The organism is Pseudomonas sp. HY2-MNA-CIBAN-0224 (assembly GCF_040310285.1).
GTDB classification, from domain to species: Bacteria; Pseudomonadota; Gammaproteobacteria; order Pseudomonadales; family Pseudomonadaceae; genus Aquipseudomonas; species Aquipseudomonas helleri.
Genome location: NZ_JBEOPQ010000706.1, coordinates 1 through 255, shown reverse-complemented (window position 1 = coordinate 255; position 255 = coordinate 1). Strand labels below are relative to the sequence as shown.

General features: G+C 53.3%; 1 pseudogene. It reads left to right on the top strand.

The features are described from left to right. Positions 1–255 (top strand): annotated as a pseudogene (locus AAEZ03_RS28150) (imidazolonepropionase); the annotation flags it as partial.

Here is a 255-nt window from a genome sequence, read left to right as displayed (position 1 = left end):
CGCGGCACAAGGTGGCGGCATTGTCTCAACCGTTAGCGCTACCCGCGTAGCGAATGAGGAAGAATTGTTTGCGCAAAGTGAAAAGCGCCTGCTCGCGCTCATCAAAGAAGGCGTGACCAGTGTCGAAATCAAATCTGGCTATGGACTGGACTTAGAAACTGAGCGAAAAATGCTAAAAGTCGCCCGCGCGCTCGCTGACAAACACAACATTCATGTCAGCACCACCTATTTAGCCGCCCATGCCCTACCGCCAGA